General features: G+C 55.0%; 17 protein-coding genes and 1 pseudogene. 6 read left to right on the top strand and 12 right to left on the bottom strand.

Going from position 1 to position 18,486, the window contains the following annotated elements:
- Positions 1 to 13 precede the first annotated feature (13 nt).
- The 4 genes from ACT3HL_RS13185 to ACT3HL_RS13170 all read right to left on the bottom strand — a co-directional run bounded on the left by ACT3HL_RS13185 (position 14) and on the right by ACT3HL_RS13170 (position 2,639).
- A complete protein-coding gene (locus ACT3HL_RS13185) occupies positions 14 to 364 on the bottom strand; it encodes a calcium-binding protein (protein WP_112077748.1) in 351 nt (116 codons plus the stop codon).
- Positions 361 to 1,359 (bottom strand): hypothetical protein, encoded by a 999-nt coding sequence (locus ACT3HL_RS13180; RefSeq protein WP_445087306.1) that lies wholly within the window; start codon positions 1,357 to 1,359, stop codon positions 361 to 363. Before ACT3HL_RS13180 ends, ACT3HL_RS13185 begins: the two co-directional genes overlap by 4 nt.
- Before the next feature lie 258 nt (positions 1,360 to 1,617).
- The gene (locus ACT3HL_RS13175; RefSeq protein WP_445087305.1) at positions 1,618 to 1,941 is read right to left on the bottom strand and encodes a hypothetical protein; all 324 of its coding nucleotides are present in this window, start codon (positions 1,939 to 1,941) and stop codon (positions 1,618 to 1,620) included.
- Positions 1,942 to 2,063: 122 nt separating this feature from the next.
- Positions 2,064 to 2,639: a hypothetical protein gene (locus ACT3HL_RS13170; protein WP_445087304.1), complete on the bottom strand. Its 576-nt coding sequence runs from the start codon at positions 2,637 to 2,639 to the stop codon at positions 2,064 to 2,066.
- A 132-nt stretch (positions 2,640 to 2,771) separates the two neighbouring features.
- On the opposite strand from ACT3HL_RS13170, the gene ACT3HL_RS13165 reads away from it, so the two are divergent.
- Positions 2,772 to 3,209: an ArsR family transcriptional regulator gene (locus tag ACT3HL_RS13165; RefSeq protein WP_445087303.1), complete on the top strand. Its 438-nt coding sequence runs from the start codon at positions 2,772 to 2,774 to the stop codon at positions 3,207 to 3,209.
- 237 nt (positions 3,210 to 3,446) lie between these two features.
- Here ACT3HL_RS13165 and ACT3HL_RS13160 read toward each other — a convergent pair whose 3' ends face one another.
- The 5 genes and pseudogenes from ACT3HL_RS13160 to ACT3HL_RS13140 all read right to left on the bottom strand — a co-directional run.
- Positions 3,447 to 4,292: an arsenite methyltransferase gene (locus ACT3HL_RS13160; RefSeq protein ID WP_445087302.1), complete on the bottom strand. Its 846-nt coding sequence runs from the start codon at positions 4,290 to 4,292 to the stop codon at positions 3,447 to 3,449.
- Positions 4,285 to 4,644, bottom strand: coding sequence for a metalloregulator ArsR/SmtB family transcription factor (locus ACT3HL_RS13155; protein ID WP_445087301.1), 360 nt, complete (start codon positions 4,642 to 4,644; stop codon positions 4,285 to 4,287). Before ACT3HL_RS13155 ends, ACT3HL_RS13160 begins: the two co-directional genes overlap by 8 nt.
- 271 nt (positions 4,645 to 4,915) lie before the next feature.
- Positions 4,916 to 6,040 (bottom strand): hypothetical protein, encoded by a 1,125-nt coding sequence (locus ACT3HL_RS13150; RefSeq protein ID WP_445087300.1) that lies wholly within the window; start codon positions 6,038 to 6,040, stop codon positions 4,916 to 4,918.
- 3 nt (positions 6,041 to 6,043) lie between these two features.
- On the bottom strand, positions 6,044 to 7,141 hold the full coding sequence (locus tag ACT3HL_RS13145) for a hypothetical protein (protein WP_445087299.1): 1,098 nt from the start codon (positions 7,139 to 7,141) through the stop codon (positions 6,044 to 6,046).
- Between the two features lie 390 nt (positions 7,142 to 7,531).
- Positions 7,532 to 7,690, bottom strand: a pseudogene (locus ACT3HL_RS13140) (integrase core domain-containing protein); the annotation flags it as partial.
- Positions 7,691 to 7,963: 273 nt separating this feature from the next.
- On the opposite strand from ACT3HL_RS13140, the gene ACT3HL_RS13135 reads away from it, so the two are divergent.
- Both ACT3HL_RS13135 and ACT3HL_RS13130 read left to right on the top strand, forming a co-directional pair.
- Positions 7,964 to 9,691, top strand: a complete 1,728-nt coding sequence (locus ACT3HL_RS13135) for a hypothetical protein (protein ID WP_445087298.1) — start codon at positions 7,964 to 7,966, stop codon at positions 9,689 to 9,691.
- Positions 9,688 to 12,702 carry an AAA family ATPase gene (locus ACT3HL_RS13130; RefSeq protein ID WP_445087297.1) on the top strand — a complete coding sequence of 1,005 codons (3,015 nt, stop codon included), beginning with the start codon at positions 9,688 to 9,690 and terminating at the stop codon, positions 12,700 to 12,702. The genes ACT3HL_RS13135 and ACT3HL_RS13130 overlap by 4 nt, the downstream gene beginning before the upstream one ends.
- A 191-nt stretch (positions 12,703 to 12,893) precedes the next feature.
- Here ACT3HL_RS13130 and ACT3HL_RS13125 read toward each other — a convergent pair whose 3' ends face one another.
- Positions 12,894 to 13,691: a hypothetical protein gene (locus tag ACT3HL_RS13125; protein ID WP_445087296.1), complete on the bottom strand. Its 798-nt coding sequence runs from the start codon at positions 13,689 to 13,691 to the stop codon at positions 12,894 to 12,896.
- On the bottom strand, positions 13,688 to 14,536 hold the full coding sequence (locus ACT3HL_RS13120) for a hypothetical protein (protein ID WP_445087295.1): 849 nt from the start codon (positions 14,534 to 14,536) through the stop codon (positions 13,688 to 13,690). The genes ACT3HL_RS13125 and ACT3HL_RS13120 overlap by 4 nt, the downstream gene beginning before the upstream one ends.
- 111 nt (positions 14,537 to 14,647) lie before the next feature.
- On the opposite strand from ACT3HL_RS13120, the gene ACT3HL_RS13115 reads away from it, so the two are divergent.
- Together ACT3HL_RS13115 and ACT3HL_RS13110 are read left to right on the top strand one after the other, a co-directional pair.
- On the top strand, positions 14,648 to 16,072 hold the full coding sequence (locus tag ACT3HL_RS13115) for a hypothetical protein (RefSeq protein ID WP_445087294.1): 1,425 nt from the start codon (positions 14,648 to 14,650) through the stop codon (positions 16,070 to 16,072).
- Positions 16,069 to 17,487, top strand: coding sequence for an argonaute/piwi family protein (locus tag ACT3HL_RS13110; RefSeq protein WP_445087293.1), 1,419 nt, complete (start codon positions 16,069 to 16,071; stop codon positions 17,485 to 17,487). Before ACT3HL_RS13115 ends, ACT3HL_RS13110 begins: the two co-directional genes overlap by 4 nt.
- 17 nt (positions 17,488 to 17,504) lie before the next feature.
- Here ACT3HL_RS13110 and ACT3HL_RS13105 read toward each other — a convergent pair whose 3' ends face one another.
- Positions 17,505 to 18,068, bottom strand: coding sequence for a hypothetical protein (locus ACT3HL_RS13105; RefSeq protein WP_445087292.1), 564 nt, complete (start codon positions 18,066 to 18,068; stop codon positions 17,505 to 17,507).
- 212 nt (positions 18,069 to 18,280) lie between these two features.
- Between ACT3HL_RS13105 and ACT3HL_RS13100 the strand changes: the two genes are divergently transcribed.
- Positions 18,281 to 18,421: a hypothetical protein gene (locus tag ACT3HL_RS13100; RefSeq protein ID WP_008524486.1), complete on the top strand. Its 141-nt coding sequence runs from the start codon at positions 18,281 to 18,283 to the stop codon at positions 18,419 to 18,421.
- Positions 18,422 to 18,486 lie beyond the last annotated feature (65 nt).

The following is an 18,486-nucleotide window of genomic DNA, read 5'->3' as shown; positions in this document are numbered from 1 at the left end:
GACGCTGGTGACGTTATCGGTCGAGCCAGTAGTGCCAGTCCGAAACGGCCTGCTCAGTGTCATCACTGGCTTCAACCGGCTCCAGTTGGCTCAGTGGGACACCGAACTCCCGATCCATCCACTCGATGGTCACGAACTGCTGGCGGAGCGATGGCTCCGATGACGGTTTGCCGACCACACGAACCGTCTCCCCTTCATCCAGCGGTGATACTTCCTGCTCTTCGATACAGCGTGCCTCGAAGGGAACGTCCATCGTCTCCTCCAGATAGATGTGCCACCCCATCGCCTGCTCGTCTTGGGTGTAGGCATCGACAATGATCTCCATCTTGATGCGCTCTTCTCGCTCCTCGTCTCGCTCAGTCATGGTTCACCACCAGCCCGCGTGTGGAACTGTGAGCCCGACTTGAACTCCGTGAGTTCCTCGATCCGGTCTTCGAGTTCCTCGATCTCCCCGCGCAGTTCCTCAGGTTCGTCACCTTCGGCGGCCGCAAGCTGGTCTTTGAGTCCCTGGAGGCGTGTCTCCTTGCGTTCTTCGTCCACCTCGGCCTTACGGACGTACTCGGACTCCTCGATCTCGTATACGTCGCCCTCCGAGAGTTCAGTCACGTCGAGGGCGTCGTCTACCTTCTGGCGGTCTACACCCATTACACGCTCCGGGTCGATCCCGGCGTCTTCGAGCGTCTCCAGCACCTCGCTCTCGTCTTTCAGCGAGCGGTTGCGCCTGGTTGTGCGCTGGACCGAACCGAACGAGCCACTGACGGGACGGTCGTAATGGAGCCGGTTGAGCAACACGTCGGCAACGTCCTGACGGAGGTCGTTGGCGTTGCGCTGAACGTCCGAGAGCAGGGTGTAAAGGTTCACGAGGGCGTCCGTCTCTATGTCCTCTAGGACCTCGACCTCGTGGCGTTCAAGCGCGTCGATGAGCAACAGTGCATCAGCGTACACGTCCAGATCCGGCTCGGTCCGTTCCTCCTCGATTGTCTCAGCTTCGTCTCCCGAATCGAGTAGCTGGCTGGTGGTCGGACCCTCTGTCTCACCGATCACCCCCTGATCCTCGTCGATCTCGAAGCGCGGGTGAAGCGACAGGACGGCTGGATACGGATCGGCGTCGGTCGGGAGTCTATCGAGGTCGAAGCCGTCCGGCTCATCGGTAATCCGTCGGTACAGCGTCTCGAACTGGTCGCGCTGAAGCGGGCGTGTCTCGTCGATGTCGCGGTCCAGAAAATCGATGATGACCCGTTGCTTCTGTACGTCGGAGACATGGAATCGGTCGTGTGACAGCGGCGTGGTGAGCGTCGCGCTATCCGGGAGATCGTCAAGTTCCTCGAGAAGCGTGTGCCAGCTGACGGTGAACGACATATGCCGTGGTTGTGTCCCATTCAGACTAAACCTTATTCTCGATCCGGCCGCTGGTGGGTTCAGGACCGCATCTTCGTGCCATTCGATCAGGCACACAACGTGAGAATACACATGGTGTCACAATCAGCACCCGATGACCAAGACAGTGAACTCGGTCGTGAAGTTCTCCCTCGGCTCGCTGTACGAGAGCGTTCTTGATTCCGTGAGTTTAGGTCAAAATCAAGTCGGGTTTCTGAAACTCTTGGTCTGTGAGAGAGTTTAGTGGTTCTGTACCCGCTTGATGAAGTCCGGACCCGCTGCTCTGAGCATCTCCGTCCATGACCTGAACTCCGTCCGATCGTCGACGTAGACATCGAGATCAGGTTCCGGGATCATCTCGAACTCGGCCAGCGTCGTGACCTGCCACGGGCTGTCCTGCATGAATTCAGCAAACGTCTCTGCGTCGGTATAGAGTCGCATAAACGAACTCGGAAAGAACGCCTCGAAACTAATCGGTACGATGTGATCGTCGCTCTCGCAGTCGGGCGGCAGCGCCGCATCCGTGTCAAGTTCCGATTCAAATCCTACAATCTCGATACTCATAGCTTCTACACGCTGTACTCAGATATAAGCGTAAACGGCGATCGCGGTATTGGGGACGGTGGTCATCGGTTCTTTGAGTCTCAGACGGTCGCACGGTTCGTTGGAAGTCCGATAGTTGGCTCTTAGTCTCCGTCAGACGCGGCCTGCACCTCCTCAAGGAGTTCGTCTGTGGTCGTCCATGTGTGCGCACGGTCGACCCGCTCCATCGACAGCAAGTAGTGCGCGAACATCCCGTCGTACGCCGCGTACTGCTCGTCTTGGGTGTCGTACGTCCGATAGAACGCCCGGGTCCGCTCTCGGTAGCTTGGTTGATCGATGTAGCCAGCCTCCCAAGCATGCCCGCCGTGAGAGTGTTCGTAGACACCGATAATGTGGTCGGCGTAGCTTATCAAGAGCTTGAATTTCGAGGTAAAGAACTCGGTGATATCGAGGATTTCGTCCATCAGAAACGCATCGACGTCATCGTCTTTATCAGATGCAGTGGCCTCGGTCGCCAGGTGGTCCCGGACAGCCTCGAGACGTGGCCGTTCGTCCTCGCCGTAAGATCCCAACACGAAGTAGGATGTCGTATTGATGAACCGCCCGAGGTTCTCATGCATCGCCGTCTGGATCGCCTCAACTCGTTCGGGCGTGAGTGCCTCACCGGGTTGTGCGCCCAGTTTGTCGATGACCGCCCGGGTACTGTCGTCCTCATTCATACTGTCGAAGAGACACCATCGCCACCTAACAGTACGGAAACGAGACCGAAAGTGGAATCGATAAGCGGTTATCCGACCATTCCGAATTTCACCGAAATGGTTATCCGGCGCGACTTCGAACGAGTACACACGATGTCCCGGCCCGACGCTTCCACGTTCACCCCCACGAAGGACACAACCGGCCTTGACCCGATCGAAGCGCTGAGTGCTCTCGATGACACGACCCGCGCGAACATCATCGGGACGATCGTCGGCCATCCCAAGGGTGCGCCCTCGAAGAAGGAACTCGAATACTACAACCCGAGCGTCGCTGCCTCGACGCTCACCGACCACCTCACCCATCTGGAAGAAGTCGGGCTGATCGAAGTCGTGGAACGCGACCGAGAGGGCCTCGAACGGGGCCAACCGTACCGCTTCTTCCAGCTCACCGACGCTGCCCGCGAGTTGTTCGACCGGAACAACCTCTTTGAGTCTGACGCGTATCGAGCGATGTTCGCCGAAGTCGAGAAAACGGATGAAATCGAGGCCGCCGAAGCCGTCGAGCGGCCGGACGGACGGAGCCCAAATTAACCTTGGAGCGTACGTTTTTGCCGGATGGAGAGCTCGACATCCAAGATATTCCGGGAGCGTAACCAGTTCAAGGCCGACAAGAGAGATAGATTTCTATTTCGATTCAGAACAGATAGATCGAACATTAGGCACGCATCATTTCCATACTCCGAGATTGTGGTTGATGATTCGTAGGGGTTCGGTCAATCCACCTGCAGGAATGCTTGAGTGGTCGAGACCACCAGTACTCGGGGTAGGTCAGGCGTTGCGAGGGAGTTTCCGGGCCTCGATGGTTGCAGACACGAGGTAGTCACCGAGGTCCCGGTTAGCGTCCCAGTCACTGATGAACTCGATGCTTTCGTCCTTGGGCTCTATCTCGATTGCTTCGAAGCCGGCATTGTCAAGTATCGCTTCGAGGGCGTCGACTGTTGAGGCCCCAGCGACGCAGCCAGTCAGCGAGTCTGGATCCATCTTGACATCGTCCGGGAACGGCGCGGTTTGGACAACGTCTGAAATGGCGACACGGCCGCCGGGCTTGAGGACCCGGTAAGCGTCATCAAACACACGCTGTTTTTTGGGAGCGAGATTGACAACGCAGTTCGAGATGACGACATCGACGGTTGCGTCAGCAACGGGGAGATGACTAATCTCGCCGAGACGAAACTCGACGTTGTCGGCGTCGTTCTTCGTCACGTTCTCTCGCGCTTTCGAGACCATCTCCGGTGTCATGTCGACACCAATGACATCCCCGTCTGGGCCGACCTCCTGTGCAGCGAGGAAGCAGTCGAAGCCCGCACCGGAGCCAAGGTCGAGTACTGTCTCACCGGGCGTCATCTCAGCGAACGCCTTCGGATTCCCACATCCGAGGCCGAGGTCCGCACCGTCGGCGACCGACGCGACGTCGTCCGCGTCGTAGCCGAGGCGTTCGCTCCCGGTTGCGTCCGTGTCGCCGTCACAGCATCCACCGCTGTCGGTGATGTCGATGCCGACATCGCCACAGCAGTCTTGGCCATCCGAAGCGATAGTCCCGTAGCGTTCGCGCACCATCTCGCGGGTTTCCTCGGGGTTGCGGTCACTGGTCGCTGTCTCAGTATCGTTACTCATAGGTCCCTCGCAGGTCGTCGAGCGTTTCGAGGAGAGCCGAGGTTGTTTCGGTCGCTTCGTAGTACCGCCAAGAGCCCTCCTTGCGGCGCGTGACCAATTGTGCGGTGTACAATCGGGAGAGCGCTTGGCTGACAGCACTCTGACTGACGCCGACTGCGGCTTCGAGATCACAGACGCAGACGCCGTCGTCGGCGTTCGCGATTCGGCGAAGCAGTTCGTATCGGGTGTCGTTCCCCATCGCGGTCAGCACCTGGAGATCCGTCGCCATCGCATCCGGGTCAACGTCGCCGGGTGGTGCACAGCAGAGAGCAGTCTCTTCCGCGGTTCCGTCAACGATCGCGTCCTCTGCCATATCAGCTTCAGCTTATACAAGCAAATACTAATATGTTTTCCCCGACGGAACCATTCGCAACTGTAGAATCATCTTAGACCCTCGTTGCAGCCTCAACACCACCGATTTGAACTCCGAATCAGTGCGCTAAAAAGACGAGTACATCGACGAAACTGTCTGAAGTAAAATCCACGTTCAGGATTATGCGTGCTGAATGCGTATGTATTGAGACGACCAGTCTCAATTTCTACCGGAGCCTATCTACATCTACAGAACATCCGGAAGACGACTACTACGACTCTTCTTCCGCTTCCTCCCCTGAAAGACCCACACCAAATTCGTTGAGCTGCTTCTGCCTGCCCAACTCAGCAGTAATTCTCTCCTCACATTCTTCCCGGAGGTCATTCTTCAGATCCTCGATTCGCCAATTAACCCACTTATCCTCAAGAACCTGCTCTAGGTCGTCCTTGGCAGTATAGTTCGACACCAGCTTCAGGTCAGCACGTTCTTCGTCCCATTCAGAGAGGAAATTAATGCGTTTACCTGCCTCAATCAGGTCATCCACGATGCCCGTCACGCGCTCCTCAGAGTAGTTCAGTGAACTGCTCGAGACATACGACTCGATATCTGCACGGTCAACACAAGGATGTCGCCCTTCGACTCGACGTGCCTGCACCACGACTCGTAGTTGATCGACAATAATCGCGGTTGGTAAAACATCTGCCTGCCCAAAACTCGTGGTAACTCGGTCTAGCTCCCCGTTCAACGCTGACATATCGTGCGTGTGTCGGCGGTCTAGTTCCTGAAGCATCGCATCCGGCTCGTCAGCCTCCAAGTTGTCCGGGAACGACGTCGGGCGGGCTTGACGAATCCACAGCTCGTCGTGGTGGGCGTCCACGACCCAGGTAATGAAGTCGGCCCCTTCCTCAATGATGGTCTTCGCGATTTTGTCGCCGTGGTTGACGTACGTCGAAACCACGAACTCCATATGGTCAATCTCGCTTCCCAGGTACTCCTCTTCGATGTGCTGCTTGTGGTTTTCGGCAATCTCCTTGCGCTCCTCGAGCTGATTCACCACAGTGTCAGCGCTTGCCGGGACCGAGGACTTGGCCTCACCGAAAATCACCTTCCCATCTAGGTTCCACAACAGGAAATCGAAGTTCGGAACGCCGAGTTCCTCCAGCGGTTCGGCGGTGAAGAACTTGTAGCCAGCCGGTCGCCCCTGTACGAAGGGGAAGATGGAGTAGCTGATTAGTTTTCGGTGTTGGCGTTGAACACTGATTTCCTCACGCAGGTTTTCACTCTTGGACTGCTCAGGGAACCCTTCGAGCTTATGCTCGACACACTTGCCGTACAGCCCACGATACTTCGTTTCTTGACCCTCAGGCACCGATTCAGGAGGGTCAACATTCGTCATGCGTTAGGCTGCTGACTGAGACTCGTACAGTCGCATTTCGGCGCCACCATCTAACAGCTGTATTACGGCTAGATAGAACTCGACAAGAGACGGGAACGAGCAGTCGTGTTTCGGCACGATACGCATCGACTCCTCGGTCGCACTCACATTAAATAAGGAGCCTCGGTTCTCGTCAGTAACTTGCGCGGAGAAGTCGAGCGACCCAGCCTGCTTGGTGACATCGGTGAAGCTAAAATTCAGGTCATCGCTATTCTTTGTGCCCTTGATAAAATTCTCGGCCTGCATCAACGACACTTGCTGATCAAAATCTATCTCACCAGAACTCACCTCCGGCACTTGTACCTTCAAGTTTCCCGGCACCACCTCCCGCTTCTCGAACTTAATCTGGTTCGCCACATCCAGCAACTCGAGTACGTTTACTACGACCTCGCTCAGTAGGTCAAACAGGATGTTGAAGCTCTCTTTGTTGACGGTTTCGAGCGTGAACTTGCCGGACGTGTCGATTCGGATCGAGACGTTCTCGTGCTCGTACTGAATCCGGGTCGGGACAACACCATACTCGTCACGGAATTCATCGAGTCGATCCCGACCATCAGCACCTTTGTATTCGATTTCACGGTCAACGTCCGGTCGCGTTCGAGCGTCAGCAAGGCTTGGCACTCGCTTCGATTTAAACTCGGAAATCCGCATATCGTCGTAGGTACTGAGGACAATTTCGTTCATCGTCTGGAAGTCCTCAGTCATAATCGGCATCGGCGACAAGCAATCGCTGTGCTCCGAAACCGGACGGAGCGCCTGCCGAATCGCTTCCTCGGTTTCGGCAGTCAACACCATCTGAAGGTCGTCTTTGTACTTCCCAGCGTAGAATTTCGCCGGCTGCTCCGCGCCCTTTCGGTTCCTGTACTCTCCAACGAACTTCGTGATGCTCCCCAGTTCCTCGGTCTCGTAGTGTTCGTCGAGGTAGTCGCGCCAGCCGTCGTCAGAGAGGTAGAGGAAGGATTTGATGCGTTGGCCGTGGTACCCTTCGAGGACACGCTCTGGCGAGTCGAAAATCACTCGACAGAACTCCTTGAGATTGTATTGTCCTTCTGGGATGTGCATTAGGGTACCTCCGGCAATGTTGTTTGTTGATTGTCGTACACCAGACCGTATATTAGTTCCCCATTCGTAGCGAAAGTGGATGTTCGGCGGATAGTGGTTCTCTATCCCTTCGCATTGAAACGAATACGTTAATGTTATACTCGGCTTTGCACATTTATAAGTGGTCTTCTGAGCGTAGGGTAGACAGCGTGAGAGTGCCTGTCTCGATCTGTCATCTCTTGTAGATCGGTGATCAGCTAGCCGATGATCAGCATATCTGGCCCGATCTGACCCGTACTCGCCTCCACAGCGGGCCCGTCAAGCCACAAACTATCGGATAGGTCCTGCTCTGTAGAGACTGAGACTGCAGAATCCAGGGCTACTTATAAACGTGCAAAGTCGAGGTTATATCTAGTTCAGCACCTCATCAGCCGGTGTTCGGCCATACAGTGCTTGGTTCGGTCGATCCTGGTTGTAGTGGTGTCTGAACCGCCTGAGCTAGCGACGAGCGCTGGCTGGACTGCCCCGCCAGAAGGATTGAAAGCAGTCGACCCGCATTAAGGCCGTTTGAATCGATGGCGACCCTCGTCTTTCGAGAACTTCTACTCTAATCGAGAATCAATTTTCAGAAAGCAACTCAACCATAGAACGAAGGTCAGATTCGATCACAGAGTACTCACTCGGGTCCCATTCAAACTGTTCTTCGACGCCGGCATCGGTGAATCGGAGTGAGGCACGAATACTGCGATTGGGAGCCGTCGTCTATCGGGGCTTGCAGGAGCCGACGATTGGGCAACCGTTGTACGGACAGTTTAAGTATGCCGATTCTAAACAATTCTTTGAATGCCGGACGGCGAGGATATTCACTCGGTCGACAGGATCGCCGGGGGGTTCCAGAGGAGTGCCTATTCTATCTTCGAGAACAGCCGTGAGAAAGACATCGTGCTGTGGCAGCCCGGGACAGTCGTCGAAGACATTCAGTCGCTGCCCAGACCGAGGGAGGCGAGACAGAGGGCGGAGTCGTTCCTGAGTCTGACAGGCGACTCCGACCTCGCGGTTGCCCCCGAGTGGAGTTACAGCGTGGAGTGGGTGTGCGACCACGACGAACTGTTCGCCGACGAGAGCCCGTTATTCGTACTTGGTTGTCGCCCAGTGGAGATCGAAGAGATGCAGGAGACAGTGGAGAACCTACATGAAGACTTCTGCGTGATTGGAGAGGAAGTACCGGACGAACCCGGCAAAGAGTTCGTCACCCCGACAATAATCCCGCTGCGAGCCGACGCACTTGGAAATGTAGACGAGCCAACAATCGTGATCCAGTACAAGACCTACCCGATGAGCGAGGGGGCCAACCCGAACGAGGCCGACAACCTCGCGACGGGTAACCGGATCCACCATCTTGGGCCGCTGAGCGGAGCCGGGGTCGTAGTCTGGACCTGTTCGGACCTGCTGGACGACGACCTTCGGGAGCAAGTCGCTACCTACGCCCAGAGAGGGAACGTCGTCGTTCACCCACAATGCAACCCGAAGCCATTCCACTCGGAGTGGACCGACTTCCGCTCACGCATCTTCAATAACAGGAACGACGTGACGTACATCTGTGCCAACTGGGGGACCGTCCCAGGCGTAGGCGGGGCCGACATACAGTGGGGGTATTCGGGCGTGTACACGAAGGCGCGAAAATGGTCGTCACTCGAGAACTACAACAGGACGTACAACAACAGGGGTTTACAGGGGGTAAGCCCGTCTAACCGCGCTGAATACGTCTGGACACTGGTCGACGACGGGGTGAGTAGACTGCGTGTGCGACGCGAGGGAAACGGCCCAGCCCCGGCACAGGGACTCCGGCCGGAGCCACAGATCCTGTGTACACGGACCTGGGACGGGTCAGTATATAACGAACAGTCGGAGAAGATAGACGAGTGTGGGTGTGAGGTTTGCGACGACTGCGACTGTCGAACGTGTTCGGACTGCAAACGGGCTGAACGACAGAGACGACTACCCGACCCGCCACGCGACGCAGAACTCGTCGCGGCGGTCACACTCTGGCGACTCGAGATAGACGAGGTGAACAGTCTTGAGGAGAGGTGGGATGTGCCGCTGGCGGCACTCGAGAACCTCCGAGCGAACGGGCAAGAGGAACTGGCACACTCGTTCGCGGCCCACGGACACCGCCGCGGCAGCGGCGTGGCAAGGAACACGAGACGGCTCCTCGAAACGTTCGAGGCGGCCAGCGGCAGGTACGGTCGTTTCATTCATCCCGCCGACCGATGTGGACCGCTGGACATCCCGATCAACGCGATGGACGGCGGTGAGGACGGCGTCGACATTTCGCTTTCGCGGCTCGACGATCCGACGCCGGGGACACGACGGGAACGTCTCGCAGATATCGCCAAGTTGCGGAACTGCCAGGAGGACAGGAACTTCAGGCCGCTCGTCTTGATGGTATCGCCCGACGGCACGGAATTGAGACAAATCGACGGACTGGAGGACGTGACGAAGGGCAAATTTCAGCCTGAAGATGTCACTGCAAGCAGTTCGCCGGTCGAATTCGTCGAGGTGAATCGATGACCGACACTCCCGCGCTGCTGAAAGAGACCGGGGAGGTGACTGAGATCAACCCAGAGGATGTCGATGGCAACGAGGTCAACCCGATGGATAGCGCTGACTCGCTGTATCGGATCGAACGGTATCGGGAACAGGGATTCGACGACGAGGTGCTGTTCGTCCGACTGCTGGCGAGTGGCAACCACGATTGGGAGGCGTTACTGGAGACGGATACACGACAGCTCGAACTGGAGTTCTACGACGACGATACACCGAACCAGTGGAACATCCAGCTTTTTTGGGCCTACGAGGACGACAGTGAGCCTGACGACGACTTTCGCCGCGAATTTGAGAGAGAGACGAAGTTCGCCATCCGGCGGTGTGTCCCCCGCGAGTCGCTGGAGGAGTTCCTCCGCCCGCTGGAGCACAGCCGTAGGGCACTGTCCGAGGTGAACGACGAATTCGGGCGCAAAGCGCTCGTCCAGCGGGTGACCGGCAACGGTCTGGGGTTCCTGTTCAACCAGAACACCGACCGCGACCAGAAGTTCAATCGACTGCTGGAGATGGGTATAAATGATGCCGGCGGTGCTCGTGCCACGTCGTCGTCGACGACGACCGACGACTGCCCGCCGGCCGTCGACACTGTCGAACTGGGAGACTTCCGAGAGGAGGCGTCTAGACGGCGACTCGACGCGGCCCAGTTCACCCTCCTGTACGGCCCGAACGGGACCGGAAAAACGAGTCTTCTCGACGGGATCACGATGGGGCTCGTCGGCCAGACCCGCCGTGACGACGACCGTGTCGACAGCTACGACGATTTGAGCGTCACGCTGAAGGGAGACGACGAACCGCTACCGATGGACTCGGCATCGGTGAACGACCGGGTCGCCGACTGGTTCGGGTTCCGGCCACAGGGGCCGGCGAGGCGGCATGTCGAGTTCTACCGCGTCAACTACCATGAGGCCGGCGAGACGACGCGACTTCTTGAACCGTCGACCGGCTTAGAGATCGAGCGAGTGTTCAGGAACTTCCTTTACGGCGAAGACCTCGCGTACGCTACGAAAGAGAAAGAAGAACTTCTAGACCTGCTCGATGGGAAAATCGACGATAACGAAAATGAAATTGAGGATATAGAAGCGGAACGAGAGAAACTCCAAGAACGACGAGACGAGGTGAAAGAGGCTCTCTCGACGCTCGGGAGCGTCCGACGGGACCTTTCGCCGGCAGCGTCTGCGCTCGTCGAGAACGACGATTCGGGAGGCGGAGGAGAACGGAAAAACGAGGAAATTTTGAAGGACGAGGAGCCGCCACTTGAACAGATTTCACGGTGGCGAGACTGGATGCGACGGTTCGAACAGCTTGAGGCGGCACTCGACGCCACGATGTCAGACTTGACTTGGGAGACAGCCCGCGACCTGCGGTCGGGACTTGACGACGAGGCGGACCTCCTCAAGCAGAGAAGGAAGCACCTCAAGAATGTTCGGGAGCTGAAAGACGAACGTCGCCGGGTCGTCGAGGTTGCGAAACACGTCGAGTCCGAGGCGATTATAGAACTGTCGTTCTCGACGTTCTTCACTGGACTCCTCTTCGTCGCCAATGGAACCGGCCACGAGGACGCACGTCGACTCGTCCGGGGAATCGAGGAGGCGGATCTCAAAGTCAACGAGATCGAGTCTATACAGTCTGCCGAGTCGTGGTACGCGACCGTCGAAACGGCACTGCGCGAACGGTGCGAGGACTTGGAGGATACCCGCAACCGATTGGCGGAACTCGGTGATCTGGAGGAACGTCGGAAAGAACTCCGTGAACAGATCCGTACCGATACGGAAGAGTACCTCGAGATCACCGACGACGAAGACATTCAACACTGCCCAGCCTGTTACATCGAACAGTCTGCCGAGGACATCCGGACACGCGAGGAGCCCGAGCACACACACGACGCGGGCGGTGTTCCGGAGAGTCTCATCGAGTCGCTGGAGAATGTCGAGCAGGCGCTGGAGGTCGTCGAGAGTGCCAACCTGGCGGCTATCGACGACGATATCCGTCGGTACGGCGACCAACTGTGTGGCCTCAACGACGTTCCGCGGCTGTTCGGTTTCGTTGCGGACAGTAGGGAGGGGGTTCTGTTCCCCGAAACGACTTCCGAGACGGTGGAGGCAATTGCTAGGCTAGCACAGAACCAGACTGTCTACAACCGTTCGGCCGATCCGGTGCTGGCAACAATAATAGACGAGATAGAGAGCGACATCGCAGAGCAAGCTTCGGAGATACGCGACTTCGACCCCAGCACAGAAGTACGGCCACAGATCGACGACTGCGGGGACCGACTGTCGGCCGTTCGGCAGGGACTTGATGTCCTCGAAAATCAGTGGACGGAAGAACAGCTGGATGCCAGCCCCGCGATCAAGTCCGACCGTCGGACGATTGAGTTTGCGGTCGAAGAGGCGGCGGACGCGGCCGAATCAAAGCCAGCCTCGAAGCTGTCAGACGAAATCGACATAAAGACGGGGGAGATTGACCGTCTGAAAGATCATATTGAACAACTGGAAGAGACGCGTAATCACCTCTGGGAGACGTTCGCGGGAGTTGAGGAGAGTCTCGACGAGGTGCTCGGGGAGTATACCGAGATAGTCACGATACTGTTCAAAGTGTTCCAACGACCCTACGACTTCAAGCGCGTCAAGCTCACCGACGACAACGAGGAACTCCAGGTCATCCGGCGAGAAAGTGGCGAGGTGGTAGGCATAGATGAGATGAGTTCCGGCCAGCGGACGGCGCTCGTGTTGGCGATCTTCGTTACGAACAACCTCGCCCACGACTCTGCGCCGCCGCTGATGCTACTAGACGAGCCGTTCGCGCACTTGGACGAGCTCAATACGCTGTCGTTTTTCAACCTCGTGATTGAACTTGCGGTCCTGGGAGACCGACAGATCATGTTTGCTACCGCGAACGACAACCTCGCCTCGCTGCTGGAGCGCAAGGTTGGCGAGACCGAGGCGTTCAAGCGGGTCGATCTGGAGAGCCGTCGTCGCTGAGCAGGAAGTGCCTGTAGGTCGATCATGAATTCGGTCATCAACCGAAGGGGTCCGGAAGCGGATGTTACAAAAGCGACCGGGGGACTGACAAGACAGACTGGTCGCACGACGTAACCCACGCTGCTCGCGACAGCCACCCGGACTACCGAGAGCTCAGTCGACAGTGATTCTTCTAAACAGTCGGTGGGTAACTAGAAGATCTCGTGTGAGTCCTGACCGACTTGGGAGTGAGTATGAAACTCATCCAAGATATAGAGGATTGAAACATCAAATAAGGAGGTCAACTGTTGCTGATATCGGACGATGTCTTTCTTATCCCCGGTTACAACACGATGAAGCACACCGCGTTCTGCAAGCCCGATTGCGTCAAGAAGCCACTGAGAGTCTACTGGAGGAATCCGGGACTCTCGAATTCCGATGTGCTCATTGACTAGACCGCGAGCCCGCTCCTGATCGTCATAAATTGAAGACATGATATGTATAGCATTCATTAGTGCGTTTTTTCGCTTCTTTGCGTCGTAAAGAACACGATCACGAAGATCTTCGACACACCGTTTCGCGTTCCGCGGAGTGACCTCACGCGAGGAAAAGTAGTTCTGGAAGTGCCGAACAAAGTGTGGCTTAGCCTGACTTCGAACCTCGATATTTTCGAAGAAAATCTCTAATATCCTCTCAAACGAAAGTCCATCGTAGCGCTGTAAATCGATTTCACGATTGTACATCGGGATGTTGTCCTCCACATTCTCTTGAAAGTCTTCAAGAACGGTTCCGAACACGCCACCTGTATCGTCAGGATCAACCCGTAGCTGATCAGGGTCGGACACAACTCGAGGCGCTCCTTGTGGGCGGCTGCAATACTCGTAGATCACAAACTCACTCGTGAAGAGCGTGTTATGGCCGTCTAGAATACGCTCTGCTTCCACGGCCCACCGGTCGTGAGAAAACGTGAGTCCAATGAGGACGTTAGTATCTACGAAGTATCTAGTCATTGACCCGGATGAAGATCCTCGTGCGCAATTCCCCGGCGTTCAAGAATCGGAGCAACAAGTTCGTCAGCTGCGCTCCGTTCAGATTCGAGTTCGGTTGCTAATCCAGAAAATTTTGCATCAAGGTCTTGCTCTTCGAATTCGTCAAGTTTCTGGATCGCAGTATTCCGAGCCTGCTCAAATGAAGTTATACCGAGGTTCCCACGAACCTCTTCCTGAGACATCCCCTGGGCATACCGTTCAGCAAGTTCGAGGGCAAATATACGCCAGAACGTTACATTCACCGTCATCAATCTGGAGGGATCAGGAGAATGCGAATGGAGTTCTCGTGTGACCGCATTATACCACTTGATTAGCGGTCGGTCGTACTCCGGAAATCGGTCGTTTGGAAATGATTCAAAAGTTTCGTAAACCGAACTGAGTACCGATTCTCTACTTGGGTCAACCTCAAAGAAATCGTGATAGCCCGTATGTAACGTCCGGATTTTCTTATCTAATTCCCGAAAATCCCGCTGAACCTGATACGGCGCATCATCATACATTCTGTCTGTGAGCCATTCTAACCCATGCTCGTAATATTCAGAAAGAGCCTCAGAGACAATAGAACGGAGGCGATCTTCAACTCCGGGCTGATTAATACTGGCTGAGGGGACAGTCGAGGGTGTAGCTGGAGAGACAGTACCAAAGAGATACCAGTAATACGGAATCTCGATGTCCAAATCTTGCTCGGCAGATTTGACGTCAATACGATAGAGGAGCTTGTGAAGCGACTTTTTCGGTAACGCATCCGCGGCCCCACGTTCGCGATTGAGGAGACGCAGAGTCGTTCCCAAGTCCTCGCGGTTCATTATCTCCAACATATACCGCTCGGATTATAGAAGTACCGTCGTATCCCAGTAGACTATCCAACGACTGGGGAAAAGTAATTCACACGAGACTTCCTTGTAACGAGATACAACGTGCCCATCTACAATCTATATAAAGAGCGGGAAGGGACGGCGAGACGCGGGGAGGACTATAAGGAAGTCGTCATCGAGTACATGGAAAGGCTGAATTACATGGTCGAACGGGATTCAGCCTTCCACTCTACGCTTGACGATATTCAGTTTGTGAACAAAGCTACGGGCGATAAGGTGGTAGCCGAGGCGAAAGCGTATTCCACAGGCCTCAGCCCGAACGATTTTAGAGACGAACTCGCTCGGTATTTCCTCAAATACATCAAACAGCCCCAACCCCACCGTTTTGATTTCTATATTTTTACGGAGACACTCTCTAATGACCAGCTCTGGAAAGCCCTATTCGATCGAGATGTCACCGATAACCAGAAACTGGTCGACTTCTACAAAAAACTCAAAGACAGCGTCAACGATGAGGTCGTAGATCGGCTAGATGATACTGAGGTAGATGAGTTCAGAGATTTTGCTATCGATACCCATGTTTTCGTAGGTACATACGATGATCTCCGTCAACAAGCTCATCAACTCGAGAAAACAGAACGGTTCCAGTACGAACCATATCTTCATTCGTATGAACCGGTTTCTGAGGAAACAGAATATGCGACGAATCTGTTTCAGGTAACCCGCTACCCTGAGACACTGTATATCATAGATACGACAGATGAAGCCAAGTCAGCTCGCGTCTATAATTACAACAACGAAGCGTTTCCCATCAAGCTTCACGAGCGGAAATTGTATTCGCTCGTTCATCCGGACCATCTTCCGGGGTCTACTCGTCATTACCTCCACGAGGACCGTTTCGAAACACAGGATTTCGAGGAGTTCCTTCGAACGGGTTCTCAAGAGGAAGAGCGCGAAAACATCGTAAGGTCGCTTCTCAGAGGGATATTCACTCTCGTTGCGAGAGATAACGATTGTCTCATCGACCGTGAGAAAGGAACAACAGTATACCCAGAACTCGACCGCAAACAGCACGGTTCCGAGCGGAAACTAGGTCGATCTTGGGTTGCAAAGGAGTTAGACTCCTACCCCGATGTCATCCATCGTGGTGTCAAAGTACGAGTACGGCGCTATGCGGAAGAGTACTACTACGTTCTCCTACCCACACAAGTCTTCACTTCTGACGGTCGTCGGCCTGTAAAAGGCGAGCGTAAATCCCGGCTCCAAAACGATTTCTCACCAAACCGCTTCCACGCCCAGAATAGTAAGTACGACCGCCAGCTGCGTGTCTGGGAAGAGCTGCTGATGTCCGATCAGACCCAGCTTGATCGATTCATGGGCGAAAAGATACCCGTGATAAAGGAACTCGAGGTGACCAGAGTTGACTCGCTTTCCCTCAATGTCCGCCCACCCAAAGATGGAGACGAACGTGATGAGCTCATCGAGTCAGCGTCTGATCTCAAAAATCCAGGTGGAATTGAACAATGACGCCTGAAGATTCCCCGTTCACACTTCGTCACCTCGAGGAGCCAGAGATTCAGTTTGAAGGAGGTACTGAAACCTCTCCCAAACGAGGCCTTATCAGATATGGTCCACGGCTCTATGAAGAAGGACACCACACAATCAAACTCGGGATTATCGGCGATCGAGATTCAATTCGCCGGTTGACCGAACTACTTCATGATATGGAGGTCGGGATCCATCCAGGAACAAGTGATAAGCCGTGGCAGGTTCCGTATCCCGGCCTAGGTAAGAGTTCCCCGCTCAATCTCTCTATTAACGCAAAAAAGGGCTGGAGACGCCAGATTCGTCGACGAGACATCCAATCTGTTACGAGTAAATCAACGCCCAGAGACCGGATGGAGCGATTCCTGAAGCTAGTGCGGAAAGACATCGAGATAATCGAACGGGATTCCGTTCAGCCGAACGCAATCATCGTCTGTATTCCGCAAGAAGTGATGGACGCGTGTACTCCAGAGAATCAGGACCATGCACAAATCCAGTCGGAAGGTTCTGACCTGCGAAATCGAATCAAACTGATCGGGATGGAGGCTCGAATCCCCACACAGCTGATTAAGCCATCCACACTTGCGATCCGTACTGACCGACAGCGAGCATCTCGGGCCTGGAATCTCACAGTTGGACTTCTGTACAAGTCCCAACGAGGGCATCCATGGAAAACTCGGCAGATCGAAGATGGGCACTGCTACGCAGGGCTCTCGTTCTACAGAGAGCGAAACGAAGGAGATGATGTAATTCGAGCTGCTCTTGCTCACGTCTTTCACGGACGGGACCATATTATCCTGCAGAGCGATCCACTCCCGGATATCACCGAGGACGAGAATGGATCTCCCCACCTCTCATATGAGGCGGCTAGACAGGTAGGTGAGCAGATTCTGGAATACTACGAAGCCCAGAAAGGGACACGTCCCAGCCGGTTTGTCCTACATAAGCCATCTGTCTTCTGGGAAGAAGAACGTGAAGGGTTGCTTGATGCCACGGACGGTGTTCGCGATTTAGACCTTGTATGGGTTCGTAGGCGGCCAAAGGTCAGGTTGTTCCCGCCTACGGATTATCCCGCCATGCGGGGAACACTCCTGAGTGTCCCTGATGACGACGTCCACTATCTCTACACATCTGGATATGTTCCGGAAGAGACGACCTATCAGGGGAGTGGGGTACCATCACCGATTGAGATCCGACCTGACGAGATCTGTGAGACACCCTCGTTAGAGATTTGTAAAGAGATCCTCTTTTTCACGAAACTCGACTGGAATACATCAGACTACGCAATTCGGATGCCAGCAACCGTGAGTGTTGCAAAGCGGGTGGGTACAATCCTCTCCGAAGTAGATACGGAGTCCATCTCAGAGGTTCGGCCACAGTATTTCTACTATATGTGAATCGGTGAGTGAGACGCTTATTCGTCTGAATCAGAGATCGGATTTAGCTGATAACCAGCAGACCGCAGAAATTCACGGAGATGCTCAACCTCCTGCTTCTCCTCAGATGAACTCGTCCCGAGTAGTTCTTCAATTACCTGCTCTCCATCCTCACAGAGAGTAATTGATTCATTGAAAGGAGTGTTCTCAAGTGGATCTCGTCGCTCATCAATCACTATCGGCTGCCACCCCCCCTGGTACTGGTATCGGTAGAGGGTGATAGTGCGGACGGTGTCTTCGTCGACAAAGAAGCTCGTTTGTTCGCGTTTGCTGGCGACCGCGGTCTTCCCGCTGTCGAGATCCGCAGCAAAGTCCTCGAAATTGTGGAACTCAGCAGGAACCGGCCCATCGACGACGTGAGTGATGATTCCCGGCCAAGTGAACCCATAGATGCGCTCAAAGAAGCTGACACCATTATCGTCAGGAGAATCAAACACAAGGAGAAGATCGCCCAGCTGGAGTTCTGTACCGTCTACGCTGATATGCGATGAATACGGATAGGCGTCGCCGTCGTCGAGGACTTCGATATCCGGCTTCGGCATATTGTCCGAGTCTAATTGGAGCTACAAAGAGATGGCTAATAGCTGGGGGTTGAATGTGAGATCGGCCAGAAGGACAGTATCATAGTCGAACCTCAGGCTTGTCGCACTCTACTCATCTTTAAAATACCAAATGACTAAGTCAACTGTCTGTATACATCGTGATAACCTACTGTGCGCGAAACTCAGGGGACCGGACATTTCGTGATACAATTATGCCGATGATACGGGTACAGGACTGGACGAAAGAACAGCTAGAGGAGATCAAGGACGAGGAAGACCACACGTCCCTCGATTCGGTAATCAAGACGCTCCTCAAAGAACGCACCAACGAAACCACTTCGACAAACGAATGAGCGATACGCCCACAACCACCGGCACGACGAATCGCCCGCCGAGTATTTTCGACTCCTGCGAACCT

This window comes from Halobellus sp. GM3 (genome assembly GCF_052545375.1).
Note: the sequence above shows the minus strand (reverse complement) of the source record. Positions and strands in the feature narration are given on the sequence as shown.

Bases quoted from the DNA above. Each gene is read 5' to 3' on its own strand.
- ACT3HL_RS13135 (WP_445087298.1), top strand. From the start codon at position 7,964: ATGCCGGACGGCGAGGATATTCACTCGGTCGACAGGATCGCCGGGGGG.
- ACT3HL_RS13105 (WP_445087292.1), bottom strand. From the start codon at position 18,068: ATGCCGAAGCCGGATATCGAAGTCCTCGACGACGGCGACGCCTATCCG.
- ACT3HL_RS13120 (WP_445087295.1), bottom strand. From the start codon at position 14,536: ATGAACCGCGAGGACTTGGGAACGACTCTGCGTCTCCTCAATCGCGAA.
- ACT3HL_RS13160 (WP_445087302.1), bottom strand. From the start codon at position 4,292: ATGAGTAACGATACTGAGACAGCGACCAGTGACCGCAACCCCGAGGAA.
- ACT3HL_RS13110 (WP_445087293.1), top strand. From the start codon at position 16,069: ATGACGCCTGAAGATTCCCCGTTCACACTTCGTCACCTCGAGGAGCCA.
- ACT3HL_RS13130 (WP_445087297.1), top strand. From the start codon at position 9,688: ATGACCGACACTCCCGCGCTGCTGAAAGAGACCGGGGAGGTGACTGAG.
- ACT3HL_RS13145 (WP_445087299.1), bottom strand. From the start codon at position 7,141: ATGCACATCCCAGAAGGACAATACAATCTCAAGGAGTTCTGTCGAGTG.
- ACT3HL_RS13175 (WP_445087305.1), bottom strand. From the start codon at position 1,941: ATGAGTATCGAGATTGTAGGATTTGAATCGGAACTTGACACGGATGCG.
- ACT3HL_RS13185 (WP_112077748.1), bottom strand. From the start codon at position 364: ATGACTGAGCGAGACGAGGAGCGAGAAGAGCGCATCAAGATGGAGATC.
- ACT3HL_RS13150 (WP_445087300.1), bottom strand. From the start codon at position 6,040: ATGACGAATGTTGACCCTCCTGAATCGGTGCCTGAGGGTCAAGAAACG.
- ACT3HL_RS13170 (WP_445087304.1), bottom strand. From the start codon at position 2,639: ATGAATGAGGACGACAGTACCCGGGCGGTCATCGACAAACTGGGCGCA.
- ACT3HL_RS13180 (WP_445087306.1), bottom strand. From the start codon at position 1,359: ATGTCGTTCACCGTCAGCTGGCACACGCTTCTCGAGGAACTTGACGAT.
- ACT3HL_RS13125 (WP_445087296.1), bottom strand. From the start codon at position 13,691: ATGACTAGATACTTCGTAGATACTAACGTCCTCATTGGACTCACGTTT.
- ACT3HL_RS13155 (WP_445087301.1), bottom strand. From the start codon at position 4,644: ATGGCAGAGGACGCGATCGTTGACGGAACCGCGGAAGAGACTGCTCTC.
- ACT3HL_RS13165 (WP_445087303.1), top strand. From the start codon at position 2,772: ATGTCCCGGCCCGACGCTTCCACGTTCACCCCCACGAAGGACACAACC.
- ACT3HL_RS13100 (WP_008524486.1), top strand. From the start codon at position 18,281: ATGCCGATGATACGGGTACAGGACTGGACGAAAGAACAGCTAGAGGAG.